The organism is Streptomyces hygroscopicus subsp. hygroscopicus, from assembly GCF_001553455.1.
GTDB lineage: Bacteria > Actinomycetota > Actinomycetes > Streptomycetales > Streptomycetaceae > Streptomyces > Streptomyces hygroscopicus.
The window spans coordinates 1-10,022 of sequence record NZ_BBOX01000465.1 but is presented as its reverse complement, the minus strand read 5'-3'; the positions used below and the strand labels follow the sequence as shown (position 1 = coordinate 10,022).

General features: G+C 70.3%; 12 protein-coding genes and 1 pseudogene. 5 read left to right on the top strand and 8 right to left on the bottom strand.

Annotated features, from left to right (window positions below; all coding sequences use genetic code 11):
* Positions 1 to 201: 201 nt before the first annotated feature.
* A complete protein-coding gene (locus AXW62_RS36170) occupies positions 202 to 864 on the bottom strand; it encodes a DNA-3-methyladenine glycosylase (protein WP_030841353.1) in 663 nt (220 codons plus the stop codon).
* A gap of 167 nt (positions 865 to 1,031) precedes the next feature.
* Here AXW62_RS36170 and AXW62_RS36165 point away from each other — a divergent pair, with 167 nt between their 5' ends.
* Positions 1,032 to 1,814 carry a sporulation protein gene (locus AXW62_RS36165; protein ID WP_030841351.1) on the top strand — a complete coding sequence of 261 codons (783 nt, stop codon included), beginning with the start codon at positions 1,032 to 1,034 and terminating at the stop codon, positions 1,812 to 1,814.
* A 165-nt stretch (positions 1,815 to 1,979) separates the two neighbouring features.
* Here AXW62_RS36165 and AXW62_RS36160 read toward each other — a convergent pair whose 3' ends face one another.
* A complete protein-coding gene (locus AXW62_RS36160; protein ID WP_236257503.1) occupies positions 1,980 to 2,306 on the bottom strand; it encodes a barstar family protein in 327 nt (108 codons plus the stop codon).
* 87 nt (positions 2,307 to 2,393) lie between these two features.
* Here AXW62_RS36160 and AXW62_RS36155 point away from each other — a divergent pair, with 87 nt between their 5' ends.
* Together AXW62_RS36155 and AXW62_RS36150 are read left to right on the top strand one after the other, a co-directional pair.
* Positions 2,394 to 2,933 carry a YbhB/YbcL family Raf kinase inhibitor-like protein gene (locus AXW62_RS36155; RefSeq protein WP_030841346.1) on the top strand — a complete coding sequence of 180 codons (540 nt, stop codon included), beginning with the start codon at positions 2,394 to 2,396 and terminating at the stop codon, positions 2,931 to 2,933.
* A 105-nt stretch (positions 2,934 to 3,038) separates the two neighbouring features.
* Positions 3,039 to 3,542 (top strand): HNH endonuclease, encoded by a 504-nt coding sequence (locus AXW62_RS36150; RefSeq protein ID WP_030841344.1) that lies wholly within the window; start codon positions 3,039 to 3,041, stop codon positions 3,540 to 3,542.
* A gap of 155 nt (positions 3,543 to 3,697) precedes the next feature.
* Here AXW62_RS36150 and AXW62_RS36145 read toward each other — a convergent pair whose 3' ends face one another.
* From AXW62_RS36145 to AXW62_RS36135, 3 genes are all read right to left on the bottom strand, one after another.
* Entirely contained in the window at positions 3,698 to 4,657 is a 960-nt protein-coding gene (locus AXW62_RS36145; RefSeq protein ID WP_030841343.1) for an SPFH domain-containing protein, read from the bottom strand.
* Between the two features lie 152 nt (positions 4,658 to 4,809).
* Positions 4,810 to 5,235 carry an NfeD family protein gene (locus tag AXW62_RS36140; RefSeq protein WP_252368860.1) on the bottom strand — a complete coding sequence of 142 codons (426 nt, stop codon included), beginning with the start codon at positions 5,233 to 5,235 and terminating at the stop codon, positions 4,810 to 4,812.
* Positions 5,236 to 5,319: 84 nt separating this feature from the next.
* The gene (locus AXW62_RS36135) at positions 5,320 to 6,111 is read right to left on the bottom strand and encodes an ABC transporter ATP-binding protein (RefSeq protein ID WP_030841340.1); all 792 of its coding nucleotides are present in this window, start codon (positions 6,109 to 6,111) and stop codon (positions 5,320 to 5,322) included.
* Between the two features lie 110 nt (positions 6,112 to 6,221).
* On the opposite strand from AXW62_RS36135, the gene AXW62_RS36130 reads away from it, so the two are divergent.
* Positions 6,222 to 7,019 (top strand): Rv1486c family protein, encoded by a 798-nt coding sequence (locus tag AXW62_RS36130; protein WP_060948135.1) that lies wholly within the window; start codon positions 6,222 to 6,224, stop codon positions 7,017 to 7,019.
* 91 nt (positions 7,020 to 7,110) lie between these two features.
* On the opposite strand, the gene AXW62_RS36125 is transcribed toward AXW62_RS36130, so the two are convergent.
* From AXW62_RS36125 to AXW62_RS36115, 3 genes are all read right to left on the bottom strand, one after another.
* Complete coding sequence (locus tag AXW62_RS36125; protein WP_030841336.1) at positions 7,111 to 7,347, bottom strand: chaplin; 237 nt, start codon at positions 7,345 to 7,347, stop codon at positions 7,111 to 7,113.
* 139 nt (positions 7,348 to 7,486) lie between these two features.
* A complete protein-coding gene (locus tag AXW62_RS36120; RefSeq protein WP_060948134.1) occupies positions 7,487 to 8,134 on the bottom strand; it encodes a response regulator in 648 nt (215 codons plus the stop codon).
* Positions 8,127 to 9,290, bottom strand: coding sequence for a GAF domain-containing sensor histidine kinase (locus tag AXW62_RS36115; protein ID WP_174556470.1), 1,164 nt, complete (start codon positions 9,288 to 9,290; stop codon positions 8,127 to 8,129). Before AXW62_RS36115 ends, AXW62_RS36120 begins: the two co-directional genes overlap by 8 nt.
* 441 nt (positions 9,291 to 9,731) lie before the next feature.
* Between AXW62_RS36115 and AXW62_RS36110 the strand changes: the two are divergent.
* A pseudogene (locus tag AXW62_RS36110) lies at positions 9,732 to 10,022 on the top strand (transglycosylase SLT domain-containing protein); the annotation flags it as partial.

The following is a 10,022-nucleotide window of genomic DNA, read 5'->3' as shown; positions in this document are numbered from 1 at the left end:
CCCACTACTTTAACCAATTTCCCGCCGGGCTCCTAATCGGAGCCCCGGGTCTTGATTTCGCGCAGCGAAAGAGGACCCTGCTCGGGGATTGTCGGTAGTGGTTGGCCGCTCCGGGCTGCGGTGACTCGATCTCATGATCGCGCCGACAGCGCTGCCCGTCTCAAGCGGCTCGGGCTACGTTAGGCCCCCGGTCCAACAGAGTCAAGTTCCGATCTGACGGCGCGTCGAGTTCCGTCGGCGCGGGGTGTGCGCCCGGTACGGGCTCACCGAGGGCTCACCGTCGATCCAGAAGCGCCAGGGGTGAGTTGCGCCCTCGCCGCCCACACCGGTGCGCGGACCGCTGAGCACCTGGTCGGGGCGGGCGGGGTGGCCGGTGAGTATGCCCAGCGGGGCATCCGGCCCCGCGCAGACATCGCTGCCGTCCAGTCGGCGGTCCACGCCGAGGGCGGTGGCCAGCCGGGCCGGCCCCTTGGCCAGCTCATGGTCGTTACGGGCCTTCGGCCGTCGCTCATGGGCCCGCTCATGGCCGTGCAGCACCTCGCCCGCGCGCAGCAGCACCCCGCTGGGGTGACCCTCCGGTCCGCAGACCAGGTTGAGGCAGTGCCACATGCCGTAGGTGAAGTAGACGTACGCATGACCCGGGGGGCCGAACATCACGGCATTGCGCTCGGTGCGGCCCCGGTAGGCGTGCGAACCCGGATCTGCCGGGCCCGCGTACGCCTCCACCTCGGTCAGGCGCAATGCGATCGGCCCGTCCGGGGTGCGTCGCACCAGGACGCGGCCCAGGAGGTCGGGCGCGACCTCGAGGACGGGTCGGTCGAAGAAGGAACGGTCGAGCGGCTTGCGGTCAGGTCCTGCTGTCACGCGGCCCGAGCGTAGTGGAACGGATATGAACCGGTGGTTGGAGGCGGCACCGGTCCGCTGCCAGGGTATGACCGCGGAACCGCCCACAGCTGTTTCGCGTTCCTACGTGTCAACAGTGATCGAGTGCGATCGAGTCAAGACGCAGTCGCGTCCTTGAAAGGGAGAACATGGGCTTCAAGAAGCTGCTCGCGAGTCTGGGTGCCGGTGGCGCTTCGGTGGAGACGGTGCTCACCGAGGAGAACGTCGTCCCGGGTGGCATCGTGCAGGGCGAGGTCCGTATCCAGGGTGGCTCGGTCGCGCAGCAGATCGAGGGGCTCTCGGTCGGCCTGCAGGCGCGGGTCGAGGTGGAGGGCAACGACCAGGAGTACAAGCAGGACATCGAGTTCACCCGGCAGCAGCTGGGCGGTGCGTTCGAGGTGCAGCCGGGTGCGGTGCACGCGGTGCAGTTCGGCCTGGAGATCCCCTGGGAGACCCCGATCACCATGTTCCTGGGCCGGCATCTGACCGGGATGAACGTGGGGGTGACCACGGAGCTGGCGATCGCGCGTGCGGTGGACTCCGGCGATCTCGACCCGATCAATGTGCATCCGCTCCCCGCCCAGCAGGCGATCCTGGACGCCTTCGGCGCCCTCGGATTCCGGTTCAAGAGCGCGGACCTGGAGAAGGGCCACATCCGCGGGACCCGGCAGCGGCTGCCCTTCTACCAGGAGATCGAGTTCTACGCGCCGGACCAGTACCGGGGTCTCAACCAGGTGGAGCTGTCCTTCGTCGCGGACGACCGCGAGATGGACGTGGTGCTGGAGATGGACAAGAAGTCGGGGCTGTTCACCGAGGGCAGCGACACCTACCGGTCGTTCACCATGAACCTGTCGTCCTTCCAGGACACCGACTGGGCCGGGTACTTGAACCAGTGGCTCGCCGAGGTCGGCGGCAAGCGCAACTGGTTCTGAGGGTCCCCCTGCGATGAACTCCCGCGCGGGGCGCGCACCGAAGGCGTGTCGGTGTGCGCCCCGCGCCGTGTGTCACGACCCGGCCGAGGAGTGGCCGGGCCCGGCACTGAGGGCCCGGCCGTGGAGTGGCCGGGCCCGGCGCGGTGAGGGCCCGGCCGTCGTGTGTCAGGGCCCGTCGTCGTAGCGCACCACCAGCGGTCGCCCCTGCGCCGCCCAGTACGCCTCCGCGTCGGCGAGGATGTCCGCCGCGATCGCGGCGGCGTCGGGGTCCGCGTCACGGAAGGCCGGCCAGCCCTGGATGTCCAGCAGACAGCCGCTGGGCTCGCCGCCCTCGGCCCACCAGGACAGATCGGTGAGGCAGTCGGCGAGGGCGTCCCAGTTGCGCCCGTACCAGTCGGGAAAGCGCAGGTCCCGGGCGCAGCGGTCGAGGAAGTCGTCCTTGTCCGTCACGCCGTCGAGGCGCAGGTGGAGGGCGAGGGTGGGGCCGGTCATGGGCGCCATGGTGCCAGCCCGCCGGGTACCGGTCTCGTTAGGCTGGCCGCGGAGATGATCCACTGCGACTTCGAGGAGGTTCTCGACGTGTCCGAGCAGAACCGGCCGCCGCTTCCCCATGATTTCCACCCACCGGTCCCGTCGTTCACGGTGGTGAGCGACGACGTGGAGCCGGGCGGCACGCTCAAGTCCGCCCAGGTGCACGCGGAGGGGAACACCTCGCCGCAGCTGCGCTGGGAGGGGTTCCCGGAGGGTACGAAGAGTTTCGCCGTCACCTGCTTCGACCCCGACGCGCCGACGGGCAGCGGTTTCTGGCACTGGGTGGTGTTCGACATCCCGGCCACGGTGACCGAACTTCCGGCGGGTGCGGGCTCCGGTGGCTTCGCCGGTCTGCCCGAGGGTGCGGTCCAGGCGCGCAACGACTACGGCACCCGTGACTTCGGCGGGGCCGCGCCGCCGCCCGGGGACGGTCCGCACCGCTATGTGTTCACCGTCTACGCGGTGGACACGGAGAAGCTCGGCCCGGACGCGGACGCCTCGCCCGCGGTGGTCGGCTTCAATCTGCGGTTCCACACGCTGGGACGTGCCCAGCTGATCGGGGAGTACGAGGTGCCGGCCGCGGGCTGACGCGGCGAAATTGCGTTGTTCTCGGCCAGGCTCCCGGCCAGAGTTGATCCCGGCCCCGCGCACGTCCGGACGGGGCCGGGACACCGGGAGGCGGGGGTGGTCGGGATGCGCGAGACGCTGGTTCTGAACGCGAGCTTCGAGCCGCTGGCGCGGGTGACGCTGCGGCGCGCCGTGGTGCTGGTCCTCCAGGACAAGGCCGTCGTCGAACACGCCCACCCGGGGCTGCGGGTGCGGGCCGCGGACGTCGATCTGCCGCTGCCGCGGGTGATCCGGCTGTGCCGTTACGTACGGGTGCCGTTCCGAAGACGCGCCCCGTGGTCGCGGCGCGGGGTGCTGGTCCGGGACCAGCACCGGTGCGCGTACTGCGGCCGCCGGGCGACGACCGTGGACCATGTGGTGCCGCGGTCGCGCGGGGGCGGGGACACCTGGCTGAACACGGTGGCCTCCTGCGCCGAGGACAACCACCGTAAGGCGGACCGGACTCCGGAGCAGGCGGGGATGCGGCTGCTTCGGGCGCCGTTCGAGCCGACGCCCTCGGACGCGCTGCTGCTGGCGCTGGGGGCGGCGGACCGGGACGGGCTTCCGGAGTGGCTGGCGCTGCCCGCCTGAGGAGGCGTTCCGCGCCGCAGATCCGTCCGGAGGGCCCTGGGCCCCGGGGCCGTCTCCTCGGCCGGCTCGGCGGGGCGTGGTCGGCCGCTCGGCGGGGCGCGGTGGGAAGACCCGCCCCGCCGTTGTTCGATCGGTCAGCCGGTCCGTCGCGTCCGTCAGTCGATCGTGGGCTGTTCGCGGCGCGGGGCGGGCTCCTTGCCGGTGGCGACGGGGGCGCCGCCGCCGTTTCCGCCGCCGGTCAACGGGCCGAAGTTGCCCATGGCCCCGCCGAGTCCCTTGAGGGCGTCGCCGATCTCGCTGGGCACGATCCAGAGCTTGTTGGCGTCGCCCTCGGCGATCTTCGGCAGCATCTGGAGGTACTGGTACGAGAGCAGCTTCTGGTCCGGGTCTCCGGCGTGGATGGACTCGAAGACCGTACGGATCGCCTGGGCCTCGCCCTCGGCGCGCAGCGCGGCGGCCTTGGACTCACCCTCGGCCCGCAGGATCGCGGACTGCTTCTCACCTTCGGCCCGCAGGATCTCGGACTGCCGGACACCTTCGGCCTGGAGGATCGCGGCGCGCTTGTCACGGTCGGCGCGCATCTGCTTCTCCATCGAGTCCTGGATGGAGGTCGGCGGCTCGATGGCCTTCAGCTCGACGCGGTTGACGCGGATGCCCCACTTGCCGGTGGCCTCGTCGAGGACGCCGCGCAGCGCCGCGTTGATCTCCTCACGGGAGGTCAGGGTGCGCTCGAGGTCCATGCCGCCGATGATGTTCCGCAGGGTGGTGACGGTCAGCTGCTCGATCGCCTGGATGTAGCTGGCGACCTCGTAGGTGGCGGCGCGGGCGTCGGTCACCTGGTAGTAGATGACGGTGTCGATGTTCACGACCAGGTTGTCCTGGGTGATCACCGGCTGCGGGGGGAAGGGCACGACCTGTTCGCGGAGGTCGACGCGGTTGCGGATCGAGTCGATGAACGGAACGACGATGTTCAGCCCCGCGTTGAGGGTGCGGGTGTAGCGGCCGAAGCGCTCCACGATGGCGGCACTGGCCTGTGGGATGACCTGGATCGTCTTGATCAGTGCGATGAACACCAGCACCACGAGGATGATCAGGACGATGATGATCGGTTCCACAGCGGCTCCCCGTGCCCTTCATGCGGCGGTTCGGATGGTCGGGATGATCAGATCTGATGGTTCCCGAGGATGGAGTCTGTCAGATTGTTGGTCGACTCCGCAGCTCAACCGGGTTGTCCTCAGCTCTTGTGAGGACTCTTCCGGTACCACGTCTACATGACGACGGCCGTCGCGCCGTCGATTTCCACCACGTCGACCTGCTGCCCGGGTTCGTAGCTCTGGCCGGGGTCGAGCGAGCGCGCCGACCACACCTCGCCCGCGAGTTTGATCCGGCCGCCGCCGCCGTGGTCGACGCGCTCCAGGACGACGGCCTGGCGTCCCTTCAGCGCCTCGATGCCGCTGCGCAGCTCGGGTTGCTGGCGGCGGCTGCGGACGGCCATCGGCCGTACGACGGCGATCAGCGCGACGGAGACGGCGCAGAAGACGACGACCTGGAGCACGACACCAGCGCCGAGCGCATCGGTGATGGCACCGGCCACGGCGCCGACCGCGACCATCCCGAATTCGGGCATCGCGGTCAGCACGAGCGGAATACCCAGTCCTACGGCGGCGATCAGCCACCACACCCACGGATCCACAGGGTCATGGTAGTTGTCGTCGGTCCTCGGGGACAGTGCGCGGATCACCTGCCGGTGGCACGGCGGGCGCGGGGGCGGCGGACATCACTTCAGCGGCAGGCCCTGGGCGGTCCAGCGGGCGCCGTTGCGCTCGACGACCAGCGGGAGTCCGAAGCAGCGGGAGAGGTTGCGGGAGGTCAGCTCGGTCTCGACGGGGCCCGCGGTGAGCACTCTGCCCTGGCGGATCATCAGAACGTGGGTGAAGCCGGGGGGGATTTCCTCGACGTGATGTGTCACCATGATCATCGACGGAGCGAGCGGGTCGCGGGCGAGCCGTCCGAGGCGGCGGACGAGGTCCTCGCGGCCGCCGAGGTCGAGTCCGGCCGCGGGCTCGTCGAGGAGCAGCAGCTCGGGGTCGGTCATCATGGCGCGGGCGATGAGAGTGCGCTTGCGCTCGCCCTCGGAGAGGGTGCCGAACTTCCGGTTGAGGTAGTCGTTCATGCCGAGGCGGTCGAGGAAGGCGCGGGCGCGGCTCTCGTCGACCGCTTCGTAGTCCTCCAGCCAGTGCGCCGTCATGCCGTAGGCGGCGGTGAGGACCGTCTGGAGGACGGTCTGGTTGCGCGGCAGCTTGTCGGCCATGGCGATGCCCGCCATGCCGATGCGCGGGCGCAGCTCGAAGACGTCGACGTGGCCGAGTCGCTCGCCGAGGATGCGGGCGCTTCCGGTACTCGGGAAGAGATAGCTCGAGGCGAGGTTGAGGAGGGTGGTCTTACCCGCGCCGTTGGGGCCGAGGATGATCCAGCGCTCCCCCTCTTTGATCGACCAGGAGACCTCGTCCACCAGAGCCCGACCATCGCGGACCACCGATACGTCCAGCAGCTCCAGAACCTCGCTCATGAGCGCGTTGTCTCCCATTGCAGTCTCGAGTCGTGCGTGCGCCTGTGGGCGCAGCCCCCTGGGGAAAACCTACGCCACACGGTGTCGGTGGCAGTCCTTAGGCTGGTTCCATGCTCGATGAACCACGTTCAGGGCGCCTCGCAGCTTGGGGAAATGCCCTTCTTGCCGGACTTGTCTCCCCCGATGAGGCCGCGCACCGCATCGCGGGAGAGGACGCGTCGCACCGTGTGGCCGGGCTTCCGGGGGAGTCCGGGCCGGTGGGGCTCACGCTGGCGCTGGGGCGGCTGCGGGCACTCGGGGCCACGGGGCTGCGGGTGGCGCTGCCCATAGCGGGGCACCCCCTGGGGCTGAGCGGTCCGCCGGAGTTCAACGCCCACGCGCTCGACGCGGGCGAGGCGGTGATCGCGACGGGGGCCACGCTCGGTCTGGTGCCCGAGGTGTCGGCGGCCGGGCCCGAGGGCGATCAGCACGTCGAGGTGGTGTGGCGGTGCCAGGGCGTGCGGGAGGCGCCGCCGGCCGATGTGCCGTCGCTGAGCGAGGCCGAGCGGGAGCTCGCGGAGGCGCTGCGGGAGGCCACGGAGGTGCTCTCGCGGCTGAATGTGGCCGGATCCGGTCCGGTGGCGGAGGCGGCGCTGGAGGCGTACCGGGCGCGGGCCGAGCGGGGGCGCGAGGTGCTGGCCCCGGGCTATCCGCCGCGGGCCATCCGGGTGCTGGAGCTGGCGCAGCGGGTGGGCGCGCTGGTGGACATCGCGTACACGGCGGGCGGGGACGGCCGGGAGCACGGCGGCGCGGTGAGCGCGTCGGAGATCGCGGCGCGGGCCGAGGCGCTGCGGCCGGTGGAGCGCACCTCGCGGCGGGCGCAGGTGGCGGCGTACAACGCATATGTGGAGGAGCGGGGCGGGGCCTGAGTCCCGCGGGAGCGCCATGGGGCCGGCCCCGGAGGCGGGTGCCTCCGGGGCCGGCCGGTGGAGCGTCGGGTATCCGCCTGGGCGGGAATGGTCAGCGGCAGACGCCGGGGTAGGCGTAGTTCAGGGACCCGAGCACGGAGATGGTGTTGCTGCAGACCCCCACGGGCACGTGGATGGGGGCCTGGATGTTGTTACCGGCGACGGCGCCCGGGGACGTCATGGCCCCACCGTCGGCCTGGGGGCCCTGGGCGGAGGCGGCACCGGCACCGGCGACGGCGAGCCCGCCGGCCGCGATCGTGATGGCAGCGAACCTCTTGATGTTCTTCACTTCTCAAGACCCTTCATCCAATAAACGCGTCGCTGCGGCGGTCCGCCGCAGTACGCCGTGAAGAACGCCCCGGCCCGTGACGAGTTGCGCTGTTCGAGTGATGGTTACACGGTAGTGTGATTTCCCGGAGAAACGCTGGTCAGGCCCCGATCCCATGCCGTACGGCCCAGAGCGCGGCCTGAGTGCGGTCGGCGAGATCCAATTTCATTAGAATATTGGACACATGGGTCTTCACGGTCTTTTCGGATAGCACCAGCGCACGGGCGATCTCCCGGTTGGACCGGCCGTCCGCGATCAGGGCGAGCACCTCGCGTTCGCGCTCGGTGAGCGAGCCGCCGCGCCCCTGGCCGCCGCCGTTCTCCTCCTGGGAGAGCAGCGCGAGCGCCACCTCGGGCTGGAGCAGCACATGCCCCGAGTGGACGGACCGGATGGCGCGGGCGAGCGCCTCGGGGTCCACGTCCTTGTAGACGTAGCCCGCGGCGCCCGCGCGCAGGGCGGGGACCACGGTGCGCTTCTCGGTGAAGCTGGTCACGACCAGGACCCGGGCGGGGTTGTCGAGGTCGCGCAGGGTGCGCAGCGCCTCGATGCCGTCGACGCCGGGCATCTTCACGTCCATGAGGACGACGTCGGGGCGCAGCTCCTCGGCGCGGGCGACCCCCTCCTTGCCGTCCGGCGCCTCGCCGACCACCTCGATGTCGTCCTGGACCTCGAGGAAGGTCCGCAGTCCGCGCCGCACCACCTGGTGGTCGTCGACGAGCAGCACCCGAATCCGTCCCGGGTCAGCCACCGGGCACCTCCATCTCGATCGCGGTGCCCTTGCCGGGCGCCGACTCCACGGCCAGGCCGCCGCCGACGCCGCCGGCCCGGTCCCGCATCGACACCAGTCCGAGGTGGCGTCCGGCGCGCCGGACGGCCGAGGGGTCGAAGCCCCTGCCGTCGTCGACGACGCGGAGCCGGGCGCCCTGGCCGTGCCGGGTGAGGGTGACGTCGACCTGTCGCGCGTCGGCGTGGCGCAGGGCGTTGTGCAGGGCCTCCTGGGCCACCCGCAGCAGCGCCTCCTCCTGGGCGGCGGGCAGCGCCCGCACACCGTGGGAGGCGAAGGTGACGCGGGCGGAGTGGGCCCGGTCGAGCACCCGCACCTGCGTCCTCAGGGTCGCCACCAGGCCGTCCTCGTCGAGGGCGGCGGGCCGCAGCTCCACGACGGCGGAGCGCAGCTCGTCGGCGGCCTCGGCGGCGAGGAGCGCGATCTGCTGGAGCTCGTCCTTGGCGCGGGCCGGGTCGCGGTCCACGAGGGCCGTGGCGGCCTGGGCGGTCAGCCGCAGCGAGAAGAGCTTCTGGGAGACCGCGTCGTGCAGTTCGTGGGCGAGCCGGGCGCGTTCACCGGCGATGGTGAGTTCGCGGCTGCGCTCGTAGAGCCGGGCGTTGGTCAGGGCGATGGCGGCGTGCTGGGCCAGGATGGCCAGCAGTTCCTCGTCCTCCGCGGTGAAACCGCAGCCGCCCTGGGGCTTGGGGCAGCGCTTGTTGGCGAGGAATACCGCGCCGAGGACTTCATCGCCGTCGGCAATGGGAAGACCCAGAAAATCCGACATATCAGGATGAGCTGATGGCCATCCACCAAAACGCGGATCAAGTCGTACATCGGCGAGCCGCTGCGGAGTGGCGTCCTTGAGCATGGCGGCGAGAATGCCGTGCTGCCGGGGCAGCGGGCCGATGGCCTTCCACTGCTCCTCGCTCACTCCATCTACTACGAACTGGGCGAAACCCCCGTGATCGTCTGGAACCCCCAGAGCGGCATACTCCGCATCGAGCAGCTCACGGGCGGACACAACGATGGTCTTTAGGACATCACGGACTTCCAGATGGCGGCTCATGGCGAGCAGCGCACCACTCACCCGACTCAGCCCGGCGCCGGTTCCGCCGCCCCGTCCTTTCGTCATGAGCATTACCGTACCGACCGCCACCCACAAGCCATATCGGCCGGTCGGCGGCCACCTGATAAGACCTGAGCCCTAGGTCGAACGGCGCACACGGAGCGCCCGAAGGGGCTGTTACAGGGGTGGAAAATACAAACACCCTGTGCATTTGCGTCGGCACACCGCGCAATATGAGAGGCTCCGCGATGTGAGCCCGGACACAGGACCTAAATCACCTACGAACGAGCTTAGTGGCCGTTTCATAGCCGACTGAGCGGGGATGACGGCCGTTCGCGCGGGCATGAGCGGCCTACTTATCCACTAAGCAGCATCGTATGTCACGCCTTTGCGACAAGTTTTTGCGGCAGCTAAGAATTTCCCCCAGTCGCACGGCGCCGTAGATCCAGGAACGGCGCTCTGCGCGCCGATTTGGCCTGCGACTCAAAGCGATTGGAAGAGGTCTACTCCGCCATGCCCCTGCCCAGCATCCCCGGCTACAACCGTCTGACCAAGACGCACAAGTACTCCGCCGCCGGAATCGCGGCCGCCGGTGCGGCCGCCATAGCCATCGCGGTCGTCCCCGGCGGCGACGCCGGCGCCAAGACGACGGCCCAGGACCTGCCGAACAAGCCGGTCGCCCTCACCTCTCAGAAGGCCGACAGCCAGGCCCACCACGAGGCCCTGGTCAAACAGTCCGCGCTCGCCGCCGAGCAGGCCAAGGAAGAAGCCGCCGCCAAGAAGAAGGCCGCGGAAGAGGCCGCC

Coding starts and splice junctions, on each gene's coding strand:
- AXW62_RS36135 (WP_030841340.1), bottom strand. CDS start 6,111: ATGAGCGAGGTTCTGGAGCTGCTGGACGTATCGGTGGTCCGCGATGGT.
- AXW62_RS36150 (WP_030841344.1), top strand. CDS start 3,039: ATGCGCGAGACGCTGGTTCTGAACGCGAGCTTCGAGCCGCTGGCGCGG.
- AXW62_RS36165 (WP_030841351.1), top strand. CDS start 1,032: ATGGGCTTCAAGAAGCTGCTCGCGAGTCTGGGTGCCGGTGGCGCTTCG.
- AXW62_RS36130 (WP_060948135.1), top strand. CDS start 6,222: ATGCTCGATGAACCACGTTCAGGGCGCCTCGCAGCTTGGGGAAATGCC.
- AXW62_RS36115 (WP_174556470.1), bottom strand. CDS start 9,290: ATGCTCATGACGAAAGGACGGGGCGGCGGAACCGGCGCCGGGCTGAGT.
- AXW62_RS36160 (WP_236257503.1), bottom strand. CDS start 2,306: ATGACCGGCCCCACCCTCGCCCTCCACCTGCGCCTCGACGGCGTGACG.